This is a genomic window from Pelagerythrobacter marensis, assembly GCF_001028625.1.
GTDB classification, from domain to species: domain Bacteria; phylum Pseudomonadota; class Alphaproteobacteria; order Sphingomonadales; family Sphingomonadaceae; genus Pelagerythrobacter; species Pelagerythrobacter marensis.
Map to the genome: position 1 here is coordinate 1,581,547 of NZ_CP011805.1, position 24,938 is coordinate 1,606,484.

The 24,938-nt window shown below is 66.4% G+C and carries 26 protein-coding genes; 18 read left to right on the forward strand and 8 right to left on the reverse strand.

Features of this window, described 5'->3' with window-relative positions; genetic code table 11:
- Window positions 1-15 precede the first annotated feature (15 nt).
- Together AM2010_RS07630 and AM2010_RS07635 are read left to right on the forward strand one after the other, a co-directional pair.
- Entirely contained in the window at window positions 16-699 is a 684-nt protein-coding gene (locus AM2010_RS07630) for an HAD-IA family hydrolase (RefSeq protein WP_047806565.1), read from the forward strand.
- 185 nt (window positions 700-884) lie between these two features.
- Window positions 885-1,820: an SDR family NAD(P)-dependent oxidoreductase gene (locus AM2010_RS07635; RefSeq protein WP_047806566.1), complete on the forward strand. Its 936-nt coding sequence runs from the start codon at window positions 885-887 to the stop codon at window positions 1,818-1,820.
- A gap of 74 nt (window positions 1,821-1,894) precedes the next feature.
- Here the strand turns inward: AM2010_RS07635 and AM2010_RS07640 are convergent, their stop codons facing one another.
- From AM2010_RS07640 to AM2010_RS07655, 4 genes are read right to left on the reverse strand one after another with little or no spacing between them, the layout of a single operon-like run.
- Window positions 1,895-2,263 carry a DUF2794 domain-containing protein gene (locus tag AM2010_RS07640; protein WP_047806567.1) on the reverse strand — a complete coding sequence of 123 codons (369 nt, stop codon included), beginning with the start codon at window positions 2,261-2,263 and terminating at the stop codon, window positions 1,895-1,897.
- Window positions 2,263-2,982 carry a serine O-acetyltransferase EpsC gene (gene epsC, locus AM2010_RS07645; RefSeq protein WP_047806568.1) on the reverse strand — a complete coding sequence of 240 codons (720 nt, stop codon included), beginning with the start codon at window positions 2,980-2,982 and terminating at the stop codon, window positions 2,263-2,265. Before epsC ends, AM2010_RS07640 begins: the two co-directional genes overlap by 1 nt.
- Before the next feature lie 43 nt (window positions 2,983-3,025).
- Window positions 3,026-3,652, reverse strand: a complete 627-nt coding sequence (locus AM2010_RS07650; protein ID WP_047806569.1) for a P-loop NTPase family protein — start codon at window positions 3,650-3,652, stop codon at window positions 3,026-3,028.
- An 8-nt stretch (window positions 3,653-3,660) separates the two neighbouring features.
- Window positions 3,661-4,932 (reverse strand): hypothetical protein, encoded by a 1,272-nt coding sequence (locus tag AM2010_RS07655; RefSeq protein WP_047806570.1) that lies wholly within the window; start codon window positions 4,930-4,932, stop codon window positions 3,661-3,663.
- Between the two features lie 72 nt (window positions 4,933-5,004).
- Here AM2010_RS07655 and purM point away from each other — a divergent pair, with 72 nt between their 5' ends.
- Both purM and purN read left to right on the forward strand, forming a co-directional pair.
- Window positions 5,005-6,111: a phosphoribosylformylglycinamidine cyclo-ligase gene (gene purM / locus AM2010_RS07660; RefSeq protein WP_047806571.1), complete on the forward strand. Its 1,107-nt coding sequence runs from the start codon at window positions 5,005-5,007 to the stop codon at window positions 6,109-6,111.
- A complete protein-coding gene (purN, locus tag AM2010_RS07665; RefSeq protein ID WP_269084062.1) occupies window positions 6,104-7,072 on the forward strand; it encodes a phosphoribosylglycinamide formyltransferase in 969 nt (322 codons plus the stop codon). The genes purM and purN overlap by 8 nt, the downstream gene beginning before the upstream one ends.
- Before the next feature lie 489 nt (window positions 7,073-7,561).
- Here purN and AM2010_RS07670 read toward each other — a convergent pair whose 3' ends face one another.
- Window positions 7,562-8,935, reverse strand: coding sequence for a class II 3-deoxy-7-phosphoheptulonate synthase (locus AM2010_RS07670; RefSeq protein ID WP_047806573.1), 1,374 nt, complete (start codon window positions 8,933-8,935; stop codon window positions 7,562-7,564).
- A 113-nt stretch (window positions 8,936-9,048) separates the two neighbouring features.
- The gene (locus AM2010_RS07675) at window positions 9,049-11,997 is read right to left on the reverse strand and encodes a M16 family metallopeptidase (RefSeq protein ID WP_047807801.1); all 2,949 of its coding nucleotides are present in this window, start codon (window positions 11,995-11,997) and stop codon (window positions 9,049-9,051) included.
- Between the two features lie 99 nt (window positions 11,998-12,096).
- On the opposite strand from AM2010_RS07675, the gene AM2010_RS07680 reads away from it, so the two are divergent.
- The 12 genes from AM2010_RS07680 to AM2010_RS07735 all read left to right on the forward strand — a co-directional run bounded on the left by AM2010_RS07680 (window position 12,097) and on the right by AM2010_RS07735 (window position 21,266).
- Window positions 12,097-12,675: a NifU family protein gene (locus AM2010_RS07680; protein ID WP_047806574.1), complete on the forward strand. Its 579-nt coding sequence runs from the start codon at window positions 12,097-12,099 to the stop codon at window positions 12,673-12,675.
- A 22-nt stretch (window positions 12,676-12,697) separates the two neighbouring features.
- Complete coding sequence (locus AM2010_RS07685) at window positions 12,698-13,318, forward strand: malonic semialdehyde reductase (protein WP_047806575.1); 621 nt, start codon at window positions 12,698-12,700, stop codon at window positions 13,316-13,318.
- A gap of 9 nt (window positions 13,319-13,327) precedes the next feature.
- Window positions 13,328-13,954 (forward strand): tRNA (adenosine(37)-N6)-threonylcarbamoyltransferase complex dimerization subunit type 1 TsaB, encoded by a 627-nt coding sequence (gene tsaB / locus AM2010_RS07690; protein WP_047806576.1) that lies wholly within the window; start codon window positions 13,328-13,330, stop codon window positions 13,952-13,954.
- Complete coding sequence (locus tag AM2010_RS07695; protein WP_047806577.1) at window positions 13,951-14,406, forward strand: GNAT family N-acetyltransferase; 456 nt, start codon at window positions 13,951-13,953, stop codon at window positions 14,404-14,406. Before tsaB ends, AM2010_RS07695 begins: the two co-directional genes overlap by 4 nt.
- Window positions 14,407-14,556: 150 nt before the next feature.
- Window positions 14,557-15,000, forward strand: coding sequence for a Ros/MucR family transcriptional regulator (locus tag AM2010_RS07700; protein ID WP_047806578.1), 444 nt, complete (start codon window positions 14,557-14,559; stop codon window positions 14,998-15,000).
- Between the two features lie 77 nt (window positions 15,001-15,077).
- Window positions 15,078-15,509, forward strand: a complete 432-nt coding sequence (locus AM2010_RS07705) for a Fur family transcriptional regulator (RefSeq protein ID WP_047806579.1) — start codon at window positions 15,078-15,080, stop codon at window positions 15,507-15,509.
- A 1-nt stretch (window position 15,510) separates the two neighbouring features.
- Window positions 15,511-16,359 carry a lysophospholipid acyltransferase family protein gene (locus AM2010_RS07710; protein WP_047806580.1) on the forward strand — a complete coding sequence of 283 codons (849 nt, stop codon included), beginning with the start codon at window positions 15,511-15,513 and terminating at the stop codon, window positions 16,357-16,359.
- A gap of 50 nt (window positions 16,360-16,409) precedes the next feature.
- Entirely contained in the window at window positions 16,410-17,759 is a 1,350-nt protein-coding gene (gene miaB, locus AM2010_RS07715) for a tRNA (N6-isopentenyl adenosine(37)-C2)-methylthiotransferase MiaB (RefSeq protein WP_047806581.1), read from the forward strand.
- A 106-nt stretch (window positions 17,760-17,865) separates the two neighbouring features.
- Window positions 17,866-18,894 (forward strand): PhoH family protein, encoded by a 1,029-nt coding sequence (locus tag AM2010_RS07720; RefSeq protein WP_082132836.1) that lies wholly within the window; start codon window positions 17,866-17,868, stop codon window positions 18,892-18,894.
- A 55-nt stretch (window positions 18,895-18,949) separates the two neighbouring features.
- Window positions 18,950-19,453, forward strand: coding sequence for an rRNA maturation RNase YbeY (gene ybeY / locus AM2010_RS07725; RefSeq protein WP_047807803.1), 504 nt, complete (start codon window positions 18,950-18,952; stop codon window positions 19,451-19,453).
- Window positions 19,454-19,458: 5 nt separating this feature from the next.
- On the forward strand, window positions 19,459-20,376 hold the full coding sequence (locus AM2010_RS07730) for a hemolysin family protein (RefSeq protein WP_047806582.1): 918 nt from the start codon (window positions 19,459-19,461) through the stop codon (window positions 20,374-20,376).
- Entirely contained in the window at window positions 20,376-21,266 is an 891-nt protein-coding gene (locus AM2010_RS07735; protein ID WP_082132837.1) for a LysR substrate-binding domain-containing protein, read from the forward strand. Before AM2010_RS07730 ends, AM2010_RS07735 begins: the two co-directional genes overlap by 1 nt.
- A 202-nt stretch (window positions 21,267-21,468) precedes the next feature.
- Here the strand turns inward: AM2010_RS07735 and AM2010_RS07740 are convergent, their stop codons facing one another.
- Together AM2010_RS07740 and AM2010_RS07745 are read right to left on the reverse strand one after the other, a co-directional pair.
- Complete coding sequence (locus AM2010_RS07740; protein ID WP_047806583.1) at window positions 21,469-22,386, reverse strand: alpha/beta hydrolase family protein; 918 nt, start codon at window positions 22,384-22,386, stop codon at window positions 21,469-21,471.
- A 6-nt stretch (window positions 22,387-22,392) separates the two neighbouring features.
- On the reverse strand, window positions 22,393-22,857 hold the full coding sequence (locus tag AM2010_RS07745; RefSeq protein WP_047806584.1) for a peptidylprolyl isomerase: 465 nt from the start codon (window positions 22,855-22,857) through the stop codon (window positions 22,393-22,395).
- A 106-nt stretch (window positions 22,858-22,963) separates the two neighbouring features.
- Between AM2010_RS07745 and mgtE the strand changes: the two genes are divergently transcribed.
- Together mgtE and AM2010_RS07755 are read left to right on the forward strand one after the other, a co-directional pair.
- Window positions 22,964-24,412 (forward strand): magnesium transporter, encoded by a 1,449-nt coding sequence (mgtE, locus tag AM2010_RS07750; protein ID WP_047806585.1) that lies wholly within the window; start codon window positions 22,964-22,966, stop codon window positions 24,410-24,412.
- Between the two features lie 42 nt (window positions 24,413-24,454).
- The gene (locus AM2010_RS07755) at window positions 24,455-24,850 is read left to right on the forward strand and encodes a DUF1489 family protein (RefSeq protein ID WP_047806586.1); all 396 of its coding nucleotides are present in this window, start codon (window positions 24,455-24,457) and stop codon (window positions 24,848-24,850) included.
- The last annotated feature ends 88 nt before the right edge of the window (window positions 24,851-24,938 follow it).

Genomic DNA, 24,938 nt, shown 5'->3' on the forward strand with positions numbered 1-24,938 from the left:
GCCACCCCGCCCCGCATGGCGGATTTCCCTTTCGACATTGTCGGCTTCGATCTCGACGGCACATTGCTGGAAACGCACCGCGATCTGGGCGCGGCGGTCAACCATGCGCTGGAACTGGGCGGGTTCGAAGTCGTCCCGGCGGACAGCGCGAAGGACCTGATCGGCGGCGGGGCCAAGATCATGCTGCGCCGCGCGGTGGACGATCAGGGCGGGATGCCCGACGACGATTTCCATGATCTCTACAAGAAGATGCTGGCCTTCTACGGTGCCAACAGCGCGGTCCATACGCGCCCCTATCCCGGCGCGATCGCGGTGCTGGACGATCTCGCCGCGCGCGGGGTGCGGCTGGGCGTGGTGACCAACAAGTTCGAAGGGTTTGCGCGCGATATCCTGGGCGCGCTGGGGCTGGTCGACCGGTTCGACTGCGTGATCGGCGGAGACAGCCTGGGCCGCGACGCGCAGGGCAGGCATCGCGCCAAGCCCGCACCCGACCCGATTCACGAGGCACGCAAATGCTGCGGCGGCGGGAGCATGGTCTATATCGGCGACAGTTCCTACGACATCCGCGCCGCCCGTGCGGCGGGGGTGCCGGTGGTCGCGGCCTGTTACGGCTATTGCGATCTGCCGCGCGGGGACATGGGCGCCGATGCGGCGATCGATTCGTTTGCGGAATTGATCCCGGCGCTGCAAAAACTCTGATCCTGACCGACGAATCGCTGCAGTGCGGGGTAGCGGCGGCGCAGCCACCGCGACGGGTAATGCCCTTACGGAATCGCGCCCTGCCGTGCATACGGTTGCAACGCCGCGCGGAACCTGCCACCTCGCTCGCAGATTGACGCGAACGTAAGGCCCCCGCGCGGGCTTCGGATCAGGAGAGAGAGATCATGAGCATCGATTTCAAGGACAAGGTTGCCATCGTCACCGGTGCCGGCGGCGGGCTGGGCCGCGAATATGCGCTGGAGCTGGCGCGGCGCGGGGCGAAAGTCGTGGTCAACGACCTGGGCGGTTCGCGCGATGGCACCGGATCTTCCGACGCAGCGGCGCAAGTGGTCGAGGAAATCGAAAAGGCCGGCGGCACTGCGATGGCCAACGGCGGATCGGTCACCGAATACGACCAGATGGAAAAGATGGTCGCCGATGCGAAGCAGAAGTGGGGCGGCGTCCACGTCCTGATCAACAACGCGGGCGTTCTGCGCGACAAGACGTTCGCCAAGATGGAGCCGGCGGATTTCGAGTTCGTGGTGAAAGTTCATCTGACCGGCTCGGCCAATGCGACCAAGGCCTGCTGGGAAACTTTCCGCGACCAGGCTTATGGCCGCGTGCTGATGACCGCATCGTCCACCGGGCTGTTCGGCAACTTCGGCCAGGCCAACTACGGCGCGGCCAAGCTCGGCCTCGCCGGGCTGACCAAGACGCTCCAGCTCGAAGGCGCGAAGTACAATATCAAGGTCAATACGCTCAGCCCGGTGGCGGGCACGCGCATGACCGAAGATCTCTTCCCCGAAGAAGCGTTCAAGCTGTTCGATCCGGTCAATGTGGTCCCGGCCGCGCTGTTCCTGGTCAGCGAAGATGCGCCGACCAATGCCATCGTCGGCGCGGGCGCCGGCGGGTTCCATTCCGCCTGGGTGGTGATGAACGACGCGGTCTGGCTGAAGGACGAAGATCGCACGGTCGAAGGCTTCGCCGCCAACTGGGACAAGATTTCGGGCATGAACAACCTACAGGCCCCGCAGTCCGGCGCCGAACAGTCGGGCGCGATCCTAAAGGCCATGCAGGGCGTGCTGGGCGCCGACGCCGGCCCCTCTTCCGCTCGCGGTTAAGTGTTGCGGGCGGTGGGCGCGCCAAGGCCGCTCGCCGCCCCGCCATCTGCTGTCTCACCGTCTGGTGATCCGGTTCAATCCGAAACGGATTTCAGCAGCTTGCGCTCCATCGGCGCGAGGACGCCGGGAAGTTCGTGCCCGCGTTTGAGAACCTGGCCGTGTTCGCCGAACAGGGTCCACATGCCCTGCCGGTTGCGCAGCGCGGGGCGTTTCTCGATCCGGGCCTGCGGGCGTTCTGCCGCGCGGCGGAATGCGGCGAACGTGGCGGCATCGCGCGCGAAATCCATCGCATAGTCGCGCCATTCGCCCGCCGCGACCATGCGGCCATAGAGATCGAGGATACGTTGCAGTTCATCGCGCGCGAAGGCGACCTGGCCCGGCTGCCTGCCGGGAAAGGCGACGATATTGGCAGCGGGCCCATGCCCCGCCCCGGGCGCCGCCATCAGCTATCGGTTCCGCTGCGCTTCACCGGTGCGGCACCGGCGGCGCGCATTTCGTCCAGCTCGGCACGCAGCGCGGCCATCTGATTTTCGAGCTCCGCGATCCGGCGGCTGGCGTTCGCGCCGTTGCCGTTGCCGCCAATTTCTTCGCACGGTTCATCGCACGGGGTGCCGTAGGGGATGAATTCACGCAGCCATTCTTCCGCGGGGACGAGAGTGGATCGAGCCTTGAGCCCGATCATCGTCGCGCCATCGGGCACGTCATCGGTAACGACCGCATTGGCGCCGATGCGCGCGCGTTCGCCCAGGGTGATCGGCCCGATGATCTGCGCGCCCGACCCGATGATGACCCCGTCGCTCACGGTCGGGTGGCGCTTGCCCCCCTTGCCGTTGGTGGGATTGGTGCCGCCCAGCGTCACGCACTGGTAAATCGTCACGTCGTTGCCGATTTCCGCGGTTTCCCCGATCACGGTGAAGCCATGATCGATGAACAGGTTGCGTCCGATCCGCGCGCCAGGGTGGATATCGATTGCGGTCAGCCAGCGGGAGAAATGGTTGACGAACCGGGCGAGGAAATAGAGCCGCGCCTGGAACAGCCAGTGCGCCAGGCGATGCAGCCCAACCGCCAGAACGCCGGGATAGAGCAGCACTTCCCAGCGCGAACGCGGCGCCGGATCGCGTGCCTGGATCGATTCGAGATAGGCGGCGAGACGGTCGAACATCGGCCTGATAGTCCCATTTCAGGCCCGGCGAGGCAAGCCGGACCTAGTTCTCGGGGTCAAAGTCGAGCTTTCGCTGCTCGGGCCCCGCTATCGCCTCCAACGCGGCGCGCCAGATCGACATCGTCGCCGGCGCCTTGCGCTCCAGGCTCAGCCGGTCGATTTCCGCAACCAGCCGCTCGATCCCCGCGAAGCCGCGTTCGGCACGGGGTACGAGGTAGGTAAGCGCACCTTCGCCCAGTGCAAGGCCGCGCTGCGCCGCATGGGCTTCGATCAGGTCCGCCACCATTGCATCGTCGGGCACCCCGATTTCGAGGTGGAGCGCGGCGCCGATCCGGCTGCGCAGGTCGGGCAAGGCGATGTCCCACGTCGGCGCGGCGGCCGTCAGCAACAGCGGCAGGGCGCGTTCCTGCGCCCGGTTCCAGCGGTGGAACAGTTCGGTTTCATCCAGCGTGTCGGCATCGTCGATCGCCTCGCCCTGGCGGCTCGCGGCGAACCACCGCGCGAACAGCGACCGGCCCGAGCGAGGCCCGCCGAGCAATACCGCCGTGCGATAGGGCCAGCGCCCCGGGCTTTGCAGCGCGTCGGCTACATGGCTGTTGGCATTGCCGAGCACGATCCGCGCGGGCTCGCCGCGCCTGCGCACCACCAGCGGCAGGGCGATCTGCGACATTCCCGGGCCTAGCGGCTGATGGCCAGCGAGTTGCCCGACTGGCGCACGGTGAACCCGCGCGCGCGCAAGGCGGCGGCGAGCTGTTCCTGCGAGCCGGCGAATGTCACCGACATGACCGAACTGCCCCCGATCGCAGTGCTCGTCACGGCGGCACCGCGCACGCCGGGCGCGGCACGCACGGCGGACAGCGAGGCATCGAACGCACCCGCGTCAGGCGTCGCGAACTGGACCGCATAGCTCGCAGCCTGGGCCGTTTCTGCCGGTTGCGGAGCGGGTGCAGGCGTGCTGCTGTCTTCCGCCGCCTCCGCCGCAGCGTCCCGCGCCGCAGCAGCAGCCCGATCGCGCGCGAGCGCGGCGCGGCCCATTTCGATCAGCCGCTGCAGTGCAGGCTCCGCCTCCACAGTGCCGAGGTCGAGCGTGGGATCGGGTTTCAGCTTCCCGTCGGCCAGCGCCCGTTCGAAGATCGTGTTGAACCGCTGGACCGCCTGGGCAAGCATCGGCTGCAACTGCTCCGGGTTTTCGGCGCGTAGGGTGAATTGGTCGAGATAAGTATTGTCCGGCCCGTATCGTGCGGTGAAGGTCCCCTCAATCGGTCCGCCTGGCCACTGGTGTTCGAGATGGGCGACGGGCACCAGAACGTCCGCCGCGCTGAATTGGTCGAGAATATTGCGCCACCACAACCGGCTGCGGCGGCCCGTCTGGCCAAATGACAGCAACAGCGAATCGCCGCCCGCGCCCGATGGGCGGACATAGTTGATCCGGCTCGCCCCCGCCTGATATTCGGCCCAGGCGCGCTGCCAGGGGTTGCGCGTTTCGTAAACCGTATAGACCCCGGCCGAACGGGTCACCGGGACCAGCAGCATCGGCGCCGAGCCCGGCCCCCGCCCGCTGGCGCCCAGCAGCGCCCCGGCCCGCGCGCGATCGAACGTGATGCCGAGCCGCGCGATATAGCGCCGCGGCCCGATGTTTTCCTGTTCGATTACCACCGCGACGACGAGGCCTTGCAACTGACCGTCGGAAATACTGGGTCCGCCCAGCTTTTCCCACGCCTTGCGCTGCGCCTCGCGCCAGCCCTTCTCGCGCGCATCTTCGGCATTGTCGCCGCGCACGTCGACTTCGATTCCGGTAATGTCGATATCGCCGCTGCTGGCGATCGGGGCGATTCCCCGGTCCCCTTCCACCTGCGCCCACAGCACCGCCCCGCCGGCGAACAGCGCGAGAATCGCCGCAGCAACGAACGTCGGGCGCGAAAGGCGGAAGGGCGAGAGCGAATGGGACATAGGGGAAAACTCGCGGCCTTTTGCCCAAACGGGCATGGAAATCCAAGCGCGAAAGTCTAAAGCGCTTATCCGATGTCTGACCAAGAAAATACGACCGGCGGCTATACCTATGCCCAGGCCGGTGTCTCGATTGCCGCCGGCAACGCTCTCGTCAAGGCGATCGGGCCGCTGGTGAAGGCCACCGCGCGCCCGGGGGCCGATGGCGAAATCGGCGGCTTCGGCGGCTTTTTCGATCCGAAGGCCGCCGGCTATTCCGATCCGCTGCTGGTCGCCGCGAACGACGGTGTGGGGACCAAGCTGAAGCTGGCGATCGATCACGACCTGCACGATACCGTGGGCATCGATCTGGTCGCCATGTGCGTCAACGATCTGATCGTTCAGGGTGCGGAACCGCTGTTCTTCCTCGACTATTTTGCCACCGGCAAGCTGGAAACCGGCGTTGCGGAGCGCGTGATCGCCGGGATCGCCGGCGGCTGCCGCGAAGCGGGCTGCGCGCTGATCGGCGGGGAAACGGCCGAAATGCCGGGCATGTATGCCGCGGGCGATTACGATCTCGCCGGCTTCTGCGTCGGCGCGGTGGAGCGCGGCGAGCAATTGACGGGTGACGCGGTGAGGCCCGGCCAGGTCCTGCTCGGCCTCGCCAGTTCGGGGGTCCATTCCAATGGCTATTCGCTCGTCCGGCGGCTGGCGGCGGACAAGCGCTGGGCGCTGGGCGACGCTGCACCGTTCGACGACACACGGACCCTGATCGAGGCGCTGATTGCGCCCACCCGCATCTATGTGAAGGCACTGCTGCCCGCGATCCGCGCGGGGCAGATTGCCGCGCTCGCCCACATTACCGGCGGCGGGCTGCTGGAAAATATCCCGCGCGTTCTGCCCGAAGGCGCGCACGCGCTCGTCGATGCGGACGGCTGGCCGCAGCCGGCATTGATGGCGTTCCTTCAGGATCAGGGCGAAATTGCGCCTGCCGAAATGGCCCGCACGTTCAACTGCGGCACGGGCATGGTTCTGGCGGTGGAAGAAGCCGCCGCGAACGATCTGGCGCGCGATCTCGAAACGGCGGGGGAGCGGGTGTTCCGCATCGGCAGGATCGAAGCGGGCGAACGCGGCTGCACCGTGCGCGGCAGTGCCGGGACCTGGCTCGCCGCCAATGGGTGGGAGGCACAGCACCTTGCCTGACGGCGCGCCGCGCGCCCCGGCGAAGGTCGCCGTGCTGGTATCGGGCAAGGGCACCAATATGGCCGCGTTGCTCTATGCCTCGCGCCTGCCGGGCGCAGCCTATGACATCGTGCTGGTGGCCAGCAACGATCCCGCGGCAGAGGCACTGACGCTGGCCGAGGCGGAGGGCGTGCCCAGTTTCGCCCTTCCCCATCGCGGCATGAAGCGCGCCGATCACGATGCGGCGATGGACGCGGCGATCCGCGATGCCGGCGCCGAATATGTCGTCCTCGCCGGCTATATGCGTATCCTCGGGCCCGATATCGTCGCCGCATGGGAAGGAAGGATGCTCAACATCCACCCTTCGCTGCTGCCGCGCTATCCGGGGCTCGACACCCATGCCCGCGCGATTGCGGCGGGTGACAGCCATGCGGGTGCATCGGTCCATCTGGTCACCGACGATCTCGACATGGGCGAAGTGCTGGGCCAGGCCAAAGTCGCCATCGCGCCCGGCGATACGCCCGATGTACTGGCGGAGCGGGTCAAACTCGCCGAACACCAGCTTTACCCCCGCGTGCTGGCGCAATACGTTTCGCGCCCGTTCGAACCGGAATGGCTGGTGGCGCGGGTCCGCGAACGGGCGATGGCGCTTCCCCAGGCGGAAGAAACGCTTAGCCACGGAATGCCCTGCTTCGGGATCGAGAAAGGCAAGAAATTCGCCTGGGTCAGCGTCGACCATCACGGCGACGGCAGAACCGCCCTGCTCGCCAAGATCAGCGGCGTGGACGAACAGGCGCAGCTGATCGAAAACGATCCGGCACACTATTACCGCCCACCCTATTTCGGCGACGGATGGATCGGTATTCGCCTGGATCTGGGCGATACCGACTGGGAAGCGGTCGACCAGTGGCTGGCCCGCAGCTGGCGCGCGGTCGCCCCGAAAAAACTCACCACCTTGATGGACGCCGCCGACGCGTTCTGACCACATTACGCCCCCCGCGCAGGCGGCGGCCTCGGGGGCTAGTGACCATTTAGAGAATGCATCCTGTGCCAGGGTGCGTGAGTTGGGTCCTTACCGCCCCCCATGAGTTCCTGCGAAAGCAGGAACCCAGAAACAGCCCCAGCGCCCGCCGTCCTGGGCCCCTGCTTTCGCAGGGGATCACGTCGCGAGGACCGATCCTCCCCCCCCCTCCGATCCCCCGCGCAGGCGGGGGTCTCGGGCTATCCGGCAAAGCGCCTGCGGCCTGAGGCCCCCGCCTGCGCGGGGGACCGGGTATGGGCAGCATGATACTCCCTCCCCGTCATGCTGAACTTGTTTCAGCATCCATCGTGCCGCCCCGCACCTACAGCGCAGGAGGAGGAATGGGCCCTGAAACAAGTTCAGGGTGACGGTGGCTCGACGTTGCGAGCTTCCCCAAGCCATCCTGACGTTCCGCCTGCGCGGCGGAACGTGGAGCCAATCGCGCTTGGATCAGGCGGCGTCGGCGTGGCGGTCGGTGGTTTCCAGGCGGATCATATCCGCCAGCAGGAAGGCCAGTTCCAGCGACTGCGCGGCGTTGAGGCGCGGGTCGCAATGGGTGTGATAGCGATCGCCCAGCGCCTCGTCGGTGATGGCGATGGCGCCGCCGGTGCATTCGGTCACGTCCTGCCCGGTCATTTCGATATGAATGCCGCCCGCGTGGGTCCCTTCGGCCCGGTGGACCGCGAAGAAGCCCTTCACCTCGCTCAGGATCCGGTCGAACGGGCGGGTCTTGAACCCGCTTTCGGACTTGATCACGTTGCCGTGCATCGGGTCGCAGCTCCACACCACCGGGTGCCCTTCGCGCGCGACGGCGCGGACCAGGCGCGGCAGGCCGGCTTCGACCTTTTCGTGCCCGAAGCGGCTGATCAGCGTGATCCGCCCCGGCTCGCGCCCGGGGTTGAGCGTGTCGAGCAGGCTCAGCAGCACGTCCGGTTCCAGGCTTGGCCCGCATTTCAGGCCCAGCGGATTGCCGATCCCGCGAACAAATTCGATGTGCGAGCTGCCTTCGAACCGGGTCCGGTCGCCGATCCAGACCATGTGCGCGCTGGTGTCGTACCAGTCGCCGGTCAGCGAATCCTGCCGCGTCATCGCCTGTTCGTAAGGCAGCAGCAGCGCCTCGTGACTGGTGTAGAAGCTGGTGCCCTGCAACTGCGGCACGGTGGCCGGGTCGACCCCGCAGGCTTCCATGAAATCGAGCGCCTCGCCGATCCGGTCGGCGGTTTCGCCGAACTTTTCGGCCCACGGGCTGCGGCCCATGAAATCGAGCGTCCACTGGTGGACCTGTCGCAGATTGGCGTAACCGCCGCCGGCGAAGGCGCGCAGCAGGTTGAGCGTCGCCGCCGCCTGCGAATAGGCGCGGACCATGCGCTGCGGATCGTTATGCCGCGATTCGGGCGTGAATTCGATCCCGTTGACGTTGTCGCCGAAGTAGCTGGGCAGCGTGACGCCGTCCTTGGTTTCGGTCGGCGCGCTGCGCGGCTTGGCGAACTGGCCCGCCATGCGGCCCACCTTCACCACCGGCAGCTTGCCCGCGAACGTCAGCACGACCGCCATCTGCAACAGCACACGGAAGGTGTCGCGAATGTTGTTCGGGTGGAATTCGGCGAAACTTTCGGCGCAGTCGCCGCCCTGGATCAGGAAACCCTGCCCCTGCGACACTTCGGCCAGTTCCGCCTTCAGCGCGCGCGCTTCCCCGGCGAAGACCAGCGGCGGATAGGCGCCAAGCGTCGCCTCGACCGCTTCCAGCGCCTGCGGATCGTCATAGGTCGGCAGATGCCGTGCCTCGTGCGATTTCCAGCTATCGGGTGTCCAGTTGCGCGCCACTTGATCGTACTCTTTCGTGTTCGAAGGAAGATGCCATTGAACGCGACAGCGGGCCGCGCGGCAAGGGCAAATAACTTTCGGGCGGTGATGGTTAGGCTACGCGGAGCGCACCCTTACCGCCCCGCCGGGGCCTGCACCGGCGCGGCGGCCGGGCCGCGCACCAGTTCCTGCCCTTCGGGAATCACCGCCAGCCGGAAACCGGCGCGCGCCGCGAGATATTTGCGCGCCAGGGCCTGCATCGCCTGCGGCGTGGTGACCGTGTAGTCGTTCAACAGCGAACGCACGTGCTGGACCCGGCGCGGATCGCGGGTCGAACCTTCGAGCTGGTACATCCAGAACGTGTTGCCGGTAGATGCCCGGTTGATCAGCTGGCGCAGCGGCTCGGTCACTCGGGCCAGTTCGTCCTCCGTCGGCGGATTGGCCACCAGATCGGTCGCAATCTCGTCCGCCGCAGCGAAGAAGGCCGGCACGTCTTCGGGCCGCAGCTGTGCGATCGCGGCGATCCGCCCGCCGTCGGCAAGGTCGATCGGCCAGCTGTTGGAAACCTGCGGGGCGTAGCTGGCCCCCGCGCGTTCGCGCATCGCATCGATCAGGCGGTTGCTGAACAGGTTGGCGAGAATTTCGAGCTGGCGCGATTCGGGCAGCCGGTCCACCCCGCCGCCGGTCGGCCAGGCGACAACCGCCGCCGCCTGGTTGGCATCGCCGCGATGGTGCAGCACGACGGTATCGGCCGAAGGCGCGGGGAAGTCAGGCGTGCGCGCAGCCACATCCGCCGGGATCGGCGTGCGCGGCGGCAGGGCGCCGAAGGTGCGGCGCAGCGTTTCCAGCGTCGCCTCCCGGTCGAACTCGCCGAAAATCGCGACTTCGATCGGCCCCTGCTTCAGCAGCGGTTCCCACACTTCGCGGAAACCCGCCGGCGTCGCTTTTTCCAGCATCGCAAGGTCGGGCGTGGCGTAGAGCGGATCGCGATCGCGCAGATAGTATTCGAGATCGCGGCTGAGCACCGCGCCCGGACTGGTGGCGAGGCTTTCGTAAGCCAGCCGCGCTGCCGCCTTGGCCCGCAGCACGGGATTTTCATCCCACCGCGGCATCGCCAGCTTGGCCGCGAAGAGATAGAGCTGATCGTCCAGATCCGCCTTGCGCGTCTGGGCGGAGAAGGTGAACACCGATTCCTCGATCTCGAAATCGAGCGCCATCTTGCGCCCGGTGGAGATGCGATCGAGTTCTTCCTGCCCCAGTTCGCCCAGGCCCGACTGGACCAGCGCCCGTTCGCCCAGCTCGCGATAGACCGCGTCCCCCTGGTCGAACGCGCGCATTCCCGCGCCGAAGCGCACGCGCACGGCGATCCGGCCCGGTTCGGCATCGTTGGCCCACAGGATCGCGGTGACCCCATTGCCCAGTTCGACCCGTTCGATCCCCAGCAGACCCAGCGGCTCCGCGTTCACCACGTCTCCCGGCTCGCCAATCGCTGGCAGGTCGGCGAACGAGATTGGCGTCGCGTCCAGCCGCGCGCTGGCATCGGGGGCGACATCTTCGCGCAGCGCGGCCTTGAGTGCTTGCGCATCCGCTTCGCCGGTTGCCGGCGTGACATAGACGGCGCGCACCACGTCGCCGGCAAACAGCGACCGCGTGTGTTCCAGCACCGCGTCCGGCGTCAGCTTGTCGCGCATCCCGCGAAAGACGTTGAGCACCGTTTCCGGCGCGGCGACGGTTTCGCGAATGTCGACCGCGCTGACGATATCGTCGGCCAGCTTGGAGCCCGCCATGACAGAGCGCTGTTCCACCGTACTGGCGAACACCACGTCGAATTCAGCCACTTCGCGGGCAATCTCCTCCTCCGAAGGCGGGGTGGAGAGAGCATCGGCGATGACCGCGCGAACATCTTTCAACGCCGCCTGCCAGTCGCCCGAAAGCGGCGCGACGGTAACGAATGTGGCATCGGTGGACCGGCTGACGTCGTCCTGCTGGACCTGGGCATAGAGATAGGACCCGCCGGCCCGCGCCCGTGCCTCCAGCCGGCGATTGATCAGTGCCTGCGCCAGCGCATCGGTCAACAGCCCTTCGTTATAGACGATCGTGTCGTTCACCTGCCGCCAGGGGCGCATGAACGCGTATGTCAGCGAACGCGGCATGTCGGGTTCCACCTGCACCGCGGTTTCGCCAACGGGGTTGTCCCCCTGCGCGCCGGGCGGCGGAACCGGATCGCCGAAGCTCGGCGCCTCGACATGCGGGCCCTTGCCCTGCCAGTCGCCGAACCACTTTTCGACCAGTTGCGCCAGCCGGATCGGATCGACATCGCCGGCGGCGACGATCACCGTGTTTTCCGGGCGATACCACCGGTCGTGAAATCCCTGGACGGCTTCCGCCGTGGCCCCGGTCAGCGTCGCTTCGGTCCCGATCGGCATCCGTTCGGCCAGCGGCTGGCCGGCGAACAGCGTCTTGCGGGTCACTTCGACCACCCGCTCCGCCGCGCCGCCACGCTCGCGCTTTTCCGCCAGCACGATCGGCACTTCGGCGGCCAGGTTGGCTTCGTTCAACACCGGTTCGCGCATCATGCCGGAAAGGAGCTTGAAGCTTTCTTCCAGCGCCTGCGGCGTCGCATTGGGCAGGTCGAGCTTGTAAACCGTATGCGTAGGCGAAGTTTCGGCATTGGTGTCGCTGCCGAACGTCGCGCCCAGCCGCTGCCAGGTTGGGATTGCCATCGCCGGGCCGAGGTACTTGCTTTCGCGGAAGCTCAGATGCTCCATCAGGTGGGCGAAGCCGCGTTCGTCGTCCCGCTCGTGCAGCGATCCGGCATCGATGCGGATGCGGATCGAAACCTGCCGCGGGGGCACGCCGTTTTCGCGCACCGCATAGCGCAGGCCATTGTCCATCTCACCGAACAGCCATTCCTCGTCGCGCGGAACATCGCTGCCGCGATAGATCCACGGCACTTCGTCCCCGGTCTGCAGCGATTCGGGCGCGGCCACGGGCGCAGGCACCTGCGCCGTAGCGGAGGGCGCGACCAGAGCCAGGGGAAGGAGAAGCGCGAACGGCCGGACGGCACGCGGAAGATAAATCATGCCCGGCATATAGGGGCCCGGGGCCTGAAGGGATAGTGAATGCGCACTGTCCCCGATCGCGGCCTTGTTCATGCCCCATCTCCACCCTACATCGCCCCCATGTTCATAGAGACAGAAACCACGCCCAATCCCGCCAGCCTGAAGTTCATGCCGGGCCGTCAGGTCATGCCTTCGGGCACGCGCGAATTCCCCAACCCCGAAGCGGCAGAGGCGAGCCCGCTGGCGCAGGCGATCTTCGACACCGGCGAAGTAACCAATGTGTTCTTCGGCAGCGATTTCATCGCCGTGACCGCCGCACCGGGCGTCGAATGGAGCGCGCTCAAGCCGCAGGTGGTTTCTATCCTTCTCGACCATTTCGTGTCCGAAGCCCCGCTGTTCGCCGGCGGTGACGCCGCCGGTATCGCAGTGCCCGGCGAAGACGCGATGCTGGTGGAGGAAGATCCGGCCAACGCCGATGTCGTCGCACAGATCAACGAGCTGCTCGAAACCCGCGTCCGCCCGGCAGTGGCCGGCGACGGGGGCGACATCCAGTATCGCGGGTTCCGCGACGGGATCGTCTATCTGCAGCTCCAGGGCGCCTGTTCGGGCTGCCCCAGCTCGACCGCGACGCTCAAGCACGGCATCGAAGGCCTGCTGAAGCATTACGTGCCCGAAGTGACCGAGGTTCGCGCGGCCTGACCGCAACCACGGGGGAATGACGATGACTAAACAGTACCACGGCCACGCGCTGTCGACAGACGCGCTGGACCAGCTTTTCCGCGAAGCGCGCAGCTATAACGGCTGGCTCGACAAGCCGGTGTCCGACGAACAGATCGAAGCGATCCACGCGCTGATGAAGATGGGGCCGACTTCGGCCAACATGCAGCCCGCGCGGATCGTTTGGGCCAAATCGACCGAAGCGAAGGCGAAGCTTTCCGCCCTCGCGATGGAAGGGAACCGCAAGAAGATCGAGACCGCGCCGGTCGTCGCGATCGTCGGTTACGACATCGATTTCCACGAGAACCTGCCTTGGCTGTTCCCGCATACCGATGCGAAAAGCTGGTTTGCAGACGACGAGGACGGCCGGCGCAGCCACGCCTTCCGCAATTCCTCGCTCCAGGGCGCCTATCTGATGCTTGCCGCCCGGTCGCTGGGTCTCGACTGCGGGCCGATGTCGGGGTTCGACAACGATGCGGTGGACGAGGCGTTCTTCGCCGGCGACCCCAAGTTCGGCCCCCGCGTGCGCAGCAATTTCATCTGCGGAATCGGATATGGCGATGCGTCGACGATCTTCGACCGCAGCCCGCGCCCCGATTTCGAAACGTTCTGCACCATCGCCTGACGGCCGGCCATGCGAACCCTGGCGATCGAATGCGCGACCGAAGCTTGTTCGGTCGCGCTTTTCGCAGGCGACGATCTGCTTGCGCACGATCATCGCGTGCTGGGGCGCGGCCATGCCGAACGGCTGGTGCCGATGATCGCCGACCTGCCCGATCGCGGCAAGGCGGCGCGAATCCTCGTCTCGCTCGGCCCCGGCAGCTTCACCGGCGTGCGCATCGGCATCGCGACCGCGCGGGCGTTGGGCTACGCCTGGGGCGCAGATGTCGCCGGATACCCGACGCTGGCCCTGATCGCCGCGGTCATGCGCGCCGACCGGCCAGGCCAGCCTCTCGCCGTCTGCACCACCGGCGGGCACGGCGAATGGTTCGTGCAGCAATTCGCCGCTGACGGCACCGGTCTGGGCGACGCACGTTCCCTGCCCCCGCAACAGGCGGCAGAGGCGATCGACGCACCGCTGGTTGGCGGCACGCAGGCGCAAGCGCTGGTCGCGCTGCGCGGCACAGGCGACGCGATCCCCCTCCACCCCGATGCCCGCTATGTGCGCGACATCCCCGCCGCCGCGCTGCTCGCCGACGTGCGACCGGTGTATGGCCGCGCGCCCGACGCGCGGCCCGCCGCGGCAGGAGGGGCAAAGTGAACGATGATCTCGATCGCATCATGGCGGTCATGGACGCCGCGTTCGATCCGGCCTGGGGCGAAGCCTGGACCCGGCGTCAGGTGGGCGATTCGCTGGTCCTGCCCACCACCCACTACGCCTTCGCCGACGCTGCCGGAGCAATCCCGGCCGAGGGCGAGGACGCGGCAGGTTTCACCCTAACCCGCCACGCACCGGGGGAAGAAGAACTGCTGCTGATCGCGGTGCGCCCCGAAAGTCGTGGCTGCGGCATCGGCGCCGCGCTGCTTGCCCGTGCGCTGGAGGCTGCACGCGCACGCGGCGCGGAGCGAATGTTTCTCGAAATGCGCGACAATAACCCGGCTCTGGCGCTCTATTCGCGCATGGGATTTGAACCGATCGGCCGGCGCAAGGCTTACTACCGTATGCCGGACGGGCATTTCCGTGACGCGATTACATTTGGCCGTGAACTATAATGCATGACTTGATGCATTTTTGATCGAAGGTAACATTTTACAGAACAAGTATTGAGTTTTGGACTTTAACGGTCCATGCGGCGCGCCGTGGTGTAAGCCACGGGGGGCGAATAAGTACAATTTGGGCCAATTGGTCTGTGTGAGGAAGAAATGGACAATATCGAAAACGACATGGCGGAGACGCTGATTACGCTGACATCCGACATTGTCGCAGCGCATGTAAGCAACAACAGCGTGTCGGTCGACGACGTACCGTCGCTGATTTCCAACGTATACGGTGCCCTCGCCAGCCTTGGCGAAGCCGAAGTTCAGGAAGAAGCTCCGCCGGAACCGGCGGTTTCGATCCGCGCCTCGGTCAAGCCGGATTACATCGTCTGCCTGGAAGACGGCAAGAAGCTGAAAATGCTCAAGCGCTACCTGCGGACCAACTTCGATATGTCGCCGGAAGAATATCGCGCGCGCTGGAACCTGCCCGCCGATTATCCGATGGTGGCCCCCAACTACGCGGAAAAGCGCCGCGAGCTGGCCAAGAAGATCGGCCTCGGCCGCAAACCCGGCCAGAAGCGGGGTCGCCGGAAAAAGGTCGCCGAATAAAGCGGCATAGCCCACGCTTGAGAAGAATGCCCGGTGCCGTTAAGGCAACCGGGCATTTTCTTTTTTAAGGGTATACCGTGTCCCAGCGGATCGATCTTGAACAACTGTGCGCCGACCGCGGACTGCGCATCACCGAACAGCGGCGCGTCATCGCCCGGGTCCTGTCCGAAAGCGAAGACCATCCCGATGTCGAACAGCTGCATCAGCGCGCTTCGGCAATCGATCCGAAGATTTCGATCGCCACGGTTTACCGCACCGTGCGCCTGTTCGAAGAAGCGGGCATCCTCGACCGGCACGATTTCGGCGACGGTCGCGCCCGGTACGAGGCCGCGCCCGAGGCGCATCACGATCACCTGATCGACGTGGAAAGCGGCAAAGTCGTCGAATTCGTCGATCCCGAGCTGGAGGCGCTGCAGAAAGTCATCGCCGAACGGCTTGGCTATCGCCTCGTCGATCACCGGATGGAACTCTACGGCGTGAAGCTGGACCGCGGCGACAAGGCGGACTGATATGGACCCGGCGCTGCGCGAGGCCGCGGCGCGCGGAGAAAGCACCCCGATTTCGATTGCCGGATGGCTGCGCCTGACAGCGCGGGTGGCGGCGTTGTTGCTGGCGCTGCTGATCTGCGTTCCGCTGCACTATCTCTATCGCCTGTTCGTGTACGGATCGCCCTTCCCCCGCCTGTTTCTGGGCCTGGCGGCACGGATCGCGGGGGCGCGGGTGCAGAAGATCGGCGTGCCGCTGCGCCGCGACGTGTTCTTTATCGCCAACCACGTTTCGTGGATCGACATCCTTTCCCTTGCAGGCGCCAGCGGAACGGCTTTCGTGGCCAAGCACGAGCTCAGCCGGGCGCCCGTGATCGGCTGGCTCAGCAAGCTGAACCGCACTGTGTTCGTTCAGCGCGAAAACCGTCTGGGCGTGGCCGAACAGATCAACGCCCTGCGTGAGGCGCTGCAGGATAACTGGTCGGTCACCGTCTTCCCCGAAGGGACGACCACCGATGGGCGATCGCTGCTGCCGTTCAAGACGTCGATGCTCAGCGTGCTCGAACCGCCGCCGCCCGGCGTGCTCGTGCAGCCGGTGCTGATCGACTATGGCGAGATTGCGGAGGAAATCGGCTGGATCGGCGATGAAGGCGGACTCAACAACGCACGCCGCATCCTCGCGCGCAAGGGCACTTTCCCGGTCCGGCTGCATTATCTGGAACCTTTCAGTCCCGAGGAATTCCGCGGGCGCAAGGCGATCGGTGCCCGCGCCCGCGCCGCGATCGAGGCCGCCCTGCTGACCGAGCTGGGGGAACCGCTGCGCGAGTTCCGCCACGATGTCGTTCCGGTGCGCTACAATGCCCCGCGCGACTGACCGCGGCGAACAGTTCCAAAGCGCCCCTGCCTAAGCTATAGGCGCGCGCCATGCGACCGAGTGCCCCTCCCCGGACCTACAGGGTCAAGAGCTTCGGCTGCCAGATGAACGTCTATGACGGCGACCGCATGGCCGAACTGCTGGCCGAGAAAGGGATCACCCCCGCGCCCGAGGGTGAGGAGGCCGATCTGGTCGTCCTCAACACCTGCCATATCCGCGAGAAAGCGGCAGAGAAGGTCTATTCCGACATCGGCCGGCTGGCCAAGGCGGGCGAGGCGCGCGGGCGCAAGCCGCTGATCGCCGTCGCCGGCTGCGTCGCCCAGGCGGAAGGCGAGGAAATCATGGCGCGCGCCCCGGCGGTGAGCATGGTGGTCGGGCCCCAGGCCTATCACCGCCTGCCCGCGATGATCGATCGCGCGGTCGCCGGCGAGCGCGCGACCGACACCGACATGCCGCCGATCGCCAAGTTCGATGCCCTCCCCGCGCGCCGCACCAGCCCGCCTGCCGCCTTCCTGACGGTGCAGGAAGGATGCGACAAGTTCTGCACTTATTGCGTCGTGCCCTATACGCGTGGCGCGGAAATCTCCCGCCCCTACCGCGATTTGGTGGCCGAAGCGCACAAGCTGGTCGAAGCCGGCGCGCGCGAGATCACCCTGCTGGGCCAGAACGTTTCGGCCTGGAGTGGGGAGGATGCGCGCGGCCACACGGTCGGGCTGGCCGGGCTGATCCGCGACCTGGCCGAAATCGACGGTCTTGCCCGCATTCGCTACACCACCAGCCACCCGGCCGACATGGACGACGCGCTGATCGCCGCGCATGGGGAAATCGACAAGCTGATGCCGTTCCTCCACCTGCCGGTCCAGGCGGGCAGCGACCGGGTGCTCAAGGCGATGAACCGCAGCCACACGGCGGAAAGTTATCTGAAGCTGCTCGACCGCTTCCGCGCCGCGCGGCCCGATCTGGCGCTGTCGGGCGATTTCATCGTCGGCTTCCCGGGCGAAACCGACGCCGAGTTCGAAGAGACGCTGCAACTGGTCGGTGCCGTCGGCTATGCTCAGGCGTTCAGCTTCAAGTATTCGCCCCGCCCCGGCACGCCCGCCGCGACGATGGACGGGCAAGTGCCGCGCGAAGTGATGGACGAACGGCTGCAACGGCTCCAGGCCGCGCTCAACCGCGACCAGCTCGCCTTCAATCACGCCTCCGTCGGTCGCACGTGCGAGGTTCTTGTCGAACGCAAGGGCAAGCACCCCGGCCAGTGGCTGGGCAAGTCGCCCTGGCTGCAATCGGTCTGGTTCGAAGGCGAAGCGGCAATCGGCGATCTGGTCCAGGCCGAACTCGTCGAAGCCGGCCCCAACTCGCTGGCGGGCAGGTTGCGCACGCCTGCGACGACCGCCACGTGAGTCCCCCTTTCACTACAGTTCGATAACAATCCACTGTCGCGTATAGGCACCAAGCTTGCCTCCCGCGCGTTGCGATCTAGATTCGGGGTAGCGACGAAAGGATTGCATGGGACGAAGACCGCATAGCGCCGACCGGCCGATCTCGCCGCCGCCCAGCCCGCAGCGGGAGACGCGGCGGGCCCGAACCGAGTTGAGTTTCGAGGATCAGTCGCTCCTCGTGCCCCTGTTCGGCCAGTTCGATGCGAATCTGGTGCAGGTGGAAAACCGGCTGGGCGTCCTCATTTCCGCGCGCGGCGATCAGGTCCTGATCGAAGGGCCCGAAGATTCGGTCGCCCGCGCGCGCGATGTTCTGCAGGCGATGTACAGCCGGCTCGCGCGTGGGGAGGAACTGGACACCGGGGCCATCGAATCGCTGGTCGCGATGTCGAACGAACCGACGCTGGAAGGGATCATCTCGGGCGACAGCGACGGTCCGCCGATCATGATCCGCACCCGGCGCAAGACGATCGTGCCCCGTTCTGCCGGGCAGATTCCCTATATGCGCCAGCTCGCGCGGGACGAGATCATCTTTGCCCTCGGCCCGGCCGGCACGGGCAAGACCTATCTCGCGGTCGCACAGGCGGTCAGCCAGCTGATCACCGGCAATGTCCAGCGCCTGATCCTCAGCCGCCCGGCGGTCGAGGCAGGCGAACGGATCGGCTTCCTTCCCGGCGACATGAAGGAAAAAGTCGATCCTTACCTGCGCCCGCTCTACGATGCGCTGTACGACTGCATGCCGCCCGAACAGGTCGAGCGGCACCTGATGTCGGGCGTGATCGAAGTCGCCCCGATCGCCTTCATGCGCGGGCGCACCCTGGCCGATGCTTTCGTGATCCTGGACGAGGCGCAGAACACCACGCGCGAACAGATGAAGATGTTCCTCACCCGCTTCGGGCAGAACAGCCGCATGGTCGTGTGCGGCGATCCCAAGCAGGTCGACATTCCCGGCGGCGACGCGACCAGCGGCCTGCCCGATGCGGTTGCGCGGCTGGAAGGGGTGGAAGGCGTCGCGGTCAGCCGCTTCACCTCCGCCGACGTCGTGCGCCACCCGATCGTGGGCCGGATCGTCGAGGCGTACGAAGGGCCGGACGCATGAGCGCGGAACGACGGCGCGCGATGGCCGGCCGGTGCACACGAAAGGCGGCGCGCTGATGGACCTCGATATCGAGATCGACGGGTGGCCGGCCACCTGCGACTGGGCCGATCTGTCGTATCGCGCTGCCGAAGCGGCGGAAAAGGTCGCGCCCGAACTTGCCAATCCGCGGCTGACCGCAAGCGTGCTGTTCACCGTGGACGACGACGTGCAGCGGCTGAACCGTGAATGGCGCACGAAGGACAAGCCCACCAATGTCCTGTCCTTCCCCATGCTCCTGCGCGACGAGCTGACCGGCCTGGCGCCCGAAGGCGGGCCGGAAATGCTGGGCGATCTTGCCCTGGCCTGGGAAACCTGCCGGCGCGAGGCGGCGGAAAAGGGGATCGCGACCGAGAACCACACCGCCCATCTGCTGGTGCACGGAATGCTGCATCTGGCAGGCTACGACCACGAGATTTCCGACCGCGACGCCGACGCAATGGAGGCGCTGGAAATAAAGGCGCTTGCGATTCTGGGTCTGCCGGACCCATATGGCGACCGGGACAACCAGGAGCACGCTTAAGGGCCATGCCCGATTCCGAAAATTCAGCCGGAGATGTGGACAGTAGAAGCGGGCTTTGGCACGCGATCCGCAGATTCTTCGATGGCGAGAGCGACCGATCGCTGCGCGAGCAGCTGGAGGAAGCAATCGACGAGCACGAGGACGAGGAAACCGCCAACGGGGGGGAAGATACCCGCACCGATGGCGACCTGTCCTCGGTCGAGCGGCAGATGCTGCGCAACATCCTGCATTTCAGCGAACACGATGCCGACGACATGGCCGTGCCGCGGGGCGAGATCGTCGCGGTGGAGGCGACGATCGAATGGGACGCGCTGGTCGCGACCTTTTCCGAAAACGGCCATTCGCGGATGCCAGTCTATCGCGACACGCTCGACGATGTGATCGGGATGATCCACATCAAGGACGTGTTCCCCTATCTGGCGCAGGGCAAGCCTCCGCCCGACGACTGGACCGTGCTGATGCGTCAGCCGCTCTACGTGCCGCAGGCGCGCGGGGCGCTGGACGTGCTGGCCGACATGCGCGCCCAGCGCACCCATCTGGCGGTGGTGGTGGACGAATTTTCAGGCACCGACGGGATCATCACGATTGAGGATCTGGTGGAGGAAATCGTCGGCGAGATCGAGGACGAGCACGACGAGACGCCCGAGCAGTGGATCGTCCCCATTGGTGAGGGGATGTGGGACTGCGACGCGCGGGCGGAGCTGGAGGATGTGGCCAAGCAGGTCGACGCGCGCCTCGCCGAAGTCGAGGAATCGGTCGATACCCTGGGCGGCCTGACCTTCATCCTGGCCGAACAGGTGCCGCCGGTGGGAACGGTCGTGCGCCATCCCAGCGGCTGGCGGATCGAGGTGACCGCCGGCGATGCCACCCATGTCACCCGCCTGCGCCTGCACCCGCCCGAAGACATGTCGGCCGAAGACTGATGCCCAAGCCGACCCGCCGCCTGCCGCCGCTGCGCGCGCTCGAAGCCTTCATGCGCACGGTGCGGCTGGGATCGGCCCGCGCCGCGGCGGAGGAAATCGGCCTCAGCCCTTCCGCCCTGTCGCGCAGGATCGGCAATCTGGAAGAATTCGTCGGCAAGAAGCTGTTCACCCGCGCCCGCCAGTCCATGCAACTGACCGACGAGGGGCATCAGTTCTACGACGCAGTGAGCCCGCATTTCGAGGCACTGGCGCGCGCGGTGGAAGGGCAGTCGGAAAACCTTTCGCTGCTGCGCCTGCATCTGGGCGTCCTGCCCCTGTTCGGGACCCAACGGCTGTTTCCGCGGCTGACGGAGCTGCGCAAGCTCCATCCCCGGCTGCACATCGATATCGACACCGGGCCGCATCTCGAAACGCGGGTCGGCGATACGCTGGACGCAGCGATTATCCTGTCGCGCGGCCCCGACCGGTCGCTGCACGCCGTGCGGCTGGATTACAACAAGGTCCACGCGATCTGCCGGCAGGAACTGGCCGACGAGCTGGGCGAGACGGTCGACATTGACCGACTGGCGAAGCAGACCTTCCTCGTTCACACCGAACTGCCCGCCAGTTTCGAAGCGTGGAAGCGCGCTCTCGACCTCGACGATCTGGAACCGGCGGCGATCGACCATTACGATTCCGGCCAGCTCATCCTGGAAGCTGCCGCCCAGGGGCTGGGCATCGCGATCATGCATGACGACCACTTCCGCCGCGCGACCGACCGGCGGCTCACCAACCTCTACGATGTCGAAGTGGAAAGCCCTTACAGCTACTGGTTCGTGTGCAAGCCCGCCGCGCTGGAGGAACGACCCGTGCGCCTGTTCCACGACTGGCTGGTGAAGGCCGAGCTTTAGGTTCGCTTCGGGCCTGCGGGTAATTTCGCGTACGCGCCACTCGGATCGCGCCTGTGGCCGGAGACCCCGGCCTTCGCTGGGGATCGGCGGTGCAAATATGCGGTGTCCCAGCAAATGCTGGGACCTCAGGCTGTCAGGCACAATCGTCATTCACACAAAGACGCTGAGCGACTCTTCCGTCCACCGCGAGCCGGGAAGCCGCTCAATCCTCACCGATCCGCCGTTTGTGCCGGCATGCGCCCTGCTGCTGGCCGTCTGTGCCGGGGTGCGCCTTGTCCGCCGGGCCGCATTCGATCGGCGGCTTCGCAATGGCGTTGGCGCCCAGAGACGACAGTGCTTCGCCATCGTCATAGGCCGCGATCCAGGTCAGACATTCGGCCAGCTTGCGAACCGAATGGTCTTTCCACGGCGCGCCGCGCGGGCGGCAGTTCACGACCAGCATGTCCTGCAGGAACATCGCGCTGCCCGTGGGCAATCCGCGAAGCGCCTCCCCCCGCTCGGAAACGGCCAGGCGCCGGTTGCTGGCTGGTTCTTCCGGCGCGGAAAACCGGGGTGACGGGTTGAAGGAATACGACCGCGCGCGCGGTTCGCGCAGGGCGACATAAGTGGCGATCGCACCGCCCAGCGAATGGCCGGTCAGCGTGATCGGCACAGCGTCCAGACCCTGCGCGTCGAGCGTCTTGCGCTGTTCGGCATACGTGTCCCAGCCGCGATCGTTGTGGCGCGCCCTGATATTGCCGAACACCCAATCGTCGAAACTGTCCATTTCGGTGCCGCGATAGGCGATCACGCGCTCGGCCAGCTTGCGCGCCCCGCCGCCGTCACTGTCGCCAGGCGCGAACCGGTCGTAAATGACGTAGGCGTATCCAGCATCCCCCTCGTGCGCGGGGCCCACCTGTTCGAAACCGGCGGGCGGATGCGGGAATTCCTCGTCATCCTTGTAACTGTTGTTGGCCAGTTGGGCATAAGGCCAGCTTTCGCCGGCCAGCGTGCGGGTGAAGCCGCACCAGCCGCCCGGCTCGTAAATGCACGGGGCCCGGGCCTGGGTCAGGTCGGTGGCGCAGGCGGGTAGCATGGCTGCCGCGCCTGCGACGACCAGAGCCCGCAGGTGACGGGCCATCGCCTGTCAGCCCACGGTTGCCTTGACGATCTTGCCCGGTTCGCGCGGGGGCTCGCCCTTGGGCAGCGCGTCGATCAGTTCCATCCCGCTTTCGACCTGGCCCCAGACGGTATATTGCCCGTCGAGGAAATGGGCATCGTCGAAGCAGATGAAGAATTGGCTGTTGGCGCTGTCGGGCACCTGGGTGCGCGCCATCGAGCAGGTGCCGCGCACGTGCGGTTCGCTGTTGAACTCCGCCTTCAGGTCGGGCCGGTCGCTGCCGCCCATGCCGGTGCCGGTCGGATCGCCGCCCTGCGCCATGAAGCCGGGGATGACGCGGTGGAACACGACCCCGTCGTAAAACCCTTCCTTCGCCAGTTCGGTAATCCGTTCGACATGTCCGGGTGCGAGATCGGGCCGAAGCTTGATCACGACATCGCCGCCCTCCCCGTCGCCGGTGTCGAGCGTGAAGGTAAGGGTCTTGTCGGTCATGGTGAAACTGTCTCCTGTTCGATTTCCGCGCCGGTATAGGCCGCTCGCGCACAATGTCACCCCGCGGCGCGCTTGCTTTTGCCTGTCCGGACCGTAGAGCGATAGCATGGCGGAGGACACGCGCGAGGACGAGACCATTCTGGCCGATCCGCTGCCGGCGGAGGATGGCGCGCACCCCGATGACCGGGTGGACGACGAGCGCCACGACGAAGAAAACCGGCTGAAACCCGATTTCGTGCGCGCGGTGCGGGCCGCGCTGGAAGATGGCGACGACACTGCGGTCTACGACCTGGTCGAACCGCTGCACCCGGCCGACATCGCCGACCTGCTCGAACTGCTCGAACGCGACGACCGGCGCGAACTGGCCGCGGCAATCACCGACCTGATGAGTTCGGAAGTGATTGCCGAACTGAACGATTATGTCCGCGAGGACATGATGGAGGCGCTGCCGCCGGGCGCAGTGGCGGCCATCGCCGAACAGCTCGAAACCGACGATGCCGTCCAGCTGATCGAAGACCTCGGCCCCGCGGAACAGCGCGCCGTTCTCGATGCCCTGGATGCGGAAGATCGCGCGGCGATCGAAAGCGCGCTCGCCTACCCGGAAGAAACCGCCGGGCGCCTGATGAGCCGCGATTTCGTGGCAGTGCCCGAACATATGACCGTGGGCGACCTGATCGACTTCCTGCGCGACGAAGGCAATCTGGCGAACGATTTCTGGGAAGTCTTCGTGGTCGATCACGCGCACCATCCGGTCGGGTCCTGCGCGCTGAGCTGGATATTGCGCACGCCCCGTTCGGTCGCGCTGACCGACGTGATGAAGCGCGACCAGACGCTGATCCCGGTGACGATGGATCAGGAAGAAGTCGCGCTGATGTTCCAGAAATACGCGCTGATCTCGGCCGCGGTGGTCGATGCCAGCGGGCGGCTGGTCGGCCAGATGACGGTGGACGACGTGGTCCACATCATCTCGGAAGAAGCGGGCGAGGACGTCCTGCTGCTTTCGGGCGCGGGCGACGGCGACATCAACGAACCGATCCGCGATGCCTATACCGCGCGCGTCCGGTGGCTGATCGCCAATCTGGGCACCGCGCTGGTCGCCAGCTTCATCATCGCCATGTTCGGCGCGGCGATAGAAGAGATGGTCGCGCTGGCCGTGCTGATGCCGATCGTTGCCAGTATCGGCGGCAATGCGGGCACCCAGACAATGGCCGTCACCGTGCGCGCGATCGCGATCAACCAGCTGACCGAAGCGAACACCGGGCGGATATTGTGGCGCGAAATGCGCGTGGCGCTGCTCAACGGTGCGACCGTTGCTGTCGTGCTGGGCGCGGCAACGGCAGCGATCTTCTCGCCTGCGCTGGGCGCGGTGATCGCGGTGGCGATGGTGATCAACGTCGCCGTCGCCGGGCTGGCCGGCGTTCTGGTGCCGGTGATTTTCGAACGGCTGAAACAGGACCCGGCGGTCGCCAGTTCGGTTTTCGTCACCATGATCACCGATTCGATGGGCTTTTTCGCCTTCCTCGGTCTCGCGGTCGCCAGCGGGATCGCCGGTTGACCGCTTGAGGCCGCGCGCAGGAAGGCCCATATCGCGGGCGCCATGCCGCTGCACATGACCAAGATCGCCTATCGCTCCAAGAACCTCGACACCCTGCGTGGCTGGGTCGAACAGGGGCCGGAAGCGCATATGACCACTCGCTATCTGCCCAAACGGCACGAGGAGATGGTGGGCGGATCGCTCTACTGGATCATGGACCACGCGATCGTGGCGCGTAGCGAGATCATCGGTTTCGAGAAGCGGGAGGACGATGGGCGCTGGACGATCCGCCTCGCCCCCCGGCTGATCCGGGTCGAACCGCGGCCGAAACGTGCACACCAGGGCTGGCGCTATCTTGCGGACGAGGATGCCCCGCGCGACTTGCCCGAAGGGGAAGACCACGGCGACGTGCTGCCGGGCAAGATGATGAACAAACTGATCCGTCTGGGGCTGGTCTGACGCGCCGCGCGGCACGGCAGGCGTGACCGAATAGTTAACGCCAGCGTCACACTGCGGCAAAGTTGGGCAGTCATGGGGCCGCAAGCCG

Excerpts from the sequence above, each read along its gene's own strand:
- AM2010_RS07630 (WP_047806565.1), top strand. The coding sequence starts at position 16 with ATGGCGGATTTCCCTTTCGACATTGTCGGCTTCGATCTCGACGGCACA.
- AM2010_RS07635 (WP_047806566.1), top strand. The coding sequence starts at position 885 with ATGAGCATCGATTTCAAGGACAAGGTTGCCATCGTCACCGGTGCCGGC.
- AM2010_RS07640 (WP_047806567.1), bottom strand. The coding sequence starts at position 2,263 with ATGGCGGCGCCCGGGGCGGGGCATGGGCCCGCTGCCAATATCGTCGCC.
- epsC (WP_047806568.1), bottom strand. The coding sequence starts at position 2,982 with ATGTTCGACCGTCTCGCCGCCTATCTCGAATCGATCCAGGCACGCGAT.
- AM2010_RS07650 (WP_047806569.1), bottom strand. The coding sequence starts at position 3,652 with ATGTCGCAGATCGCCCTGCCGCTGGTGGTGCGCAGGCGCGGCGAGCCC.
- AM2010_RS07655 (WP_047806570.1), bottom strand. The coding sequence starts at position 4,932 with ATGTCCCATTCGCTCTCGCCCTTCCGCCTTTCGCGCCCGACGTTCGTT.
- purM (WP_047806571.1), top strand. The coding sequence starts at position 5,005 with ATGTCTGACCAAGAAAATACGACCGGCGGCTATACCTATGCCCAGGCC.
- AM2010_RS07675 (WP_047807801.1), bottom strand. The coding sequence starts at position 11,997 with ATGATTTATCTTCCGCGTGCCGTCCGGCCGTTCGCGCTTCTCCTTCCC.
- AM2010_RS07680 (WP_047806574.1), top strand. The coding sequence starts at position 12,097 with ATGTTCATAGAGACAGAAACCACGCCCAATCCCGCCAGCCTGAAGTTC.
- AM2010_RS07685 (WP_047806575.1), top strand. The coding sequence starts at position 12,698 with ATGACTAAACAGTACCACGGCCACGCGCTGTCGACAGACGCGCTGGAC.
- tsaB (WP_047806576.1), top strand. The coding sequence starts at position 13,328 with ATGCGAACCCTGGCGATCGAATGCGCGACCGAAGCTTGTTCGGTCGCG.
- AM2010_RS07700 (WP_047806578.1), top strand. The coding sequence starts at position 14,557 with ATGGACAATATCGAAAACGACATGGCGGAGACGCTGATTACGCTGACA.
- AM2010_RS07710 (WP_047806580.1), top strand. The coding sequence starts at position 15,511 with ATGGACCCGGCGCTGCGCGAGGCCGCGGCGCGCGGAGAAAGCACCCCG.
- miaB (WP_047806581.1), top strand. The coding sequence starts at position 16,410 with ATGCGACCGAGTGCCCCTCCCCGGACCTACAGGGTCAAGAGCTTCGGC.
- AM2010_RS07720 (WP_082132836.1), top strand. The coding sequence starts at position 17,866 with ATGGGACGAAGACCGCATAGCGCCGACCGGCCGATCTCGCCGCCGCCC.
- ybeY (WP_047807803.1), top strand. The coding sequence starts at position 18,950 with ATGGACCTCGATATCGAGATCGACGGGTGGCCGGCCACCTGCGACTGG.
- AM2010_RS07730 (WP_047806582.1), top strand. The coding sequence starts at position 19,459 with ATGCCCGATTCCGAAAATTCAGCCGGAGATGTGGACAGTAGAAGCGGG.
- AM2010_RS07735 (WP_082132837.1), top strand. The coding sequence starts at position 20,376 with ATGCCCAAGCCGACCCGCCGCCTGCCGCCGCTGCGCGCGCTCGAAGCC.
- AM2010_RS07740 (WP_047806583.1), bottom strand. The coding sequence starts at position 22,386 with ATGGCCCGTCACCTGCGGGCTCTGGTCGTCGCAGGCGCGGCAGCCATG.
- AM2010_RS07745 (WP_047806584.1), bottom strand. The coding sequence starts at position 22,857 with ATGACCGACAAGACCCTTACCTTCACGCTCGACACCGGCGACGGGGAG.
- mgtE (WP_047806585.1), top strand. The coding sequence starts at position 22,964 with ATGGCGGAGGACACGCGCGAGGACGAGACCATTCTGGCCGATCCGCTG.
- AM2010_RS07755 (WP_047806586.1), top strand. The coding sequence starts at position 24,455 with ATGCCGCTGCACATGACCAAGATCGCCTATCGCTCCAAGAACCTCGAC.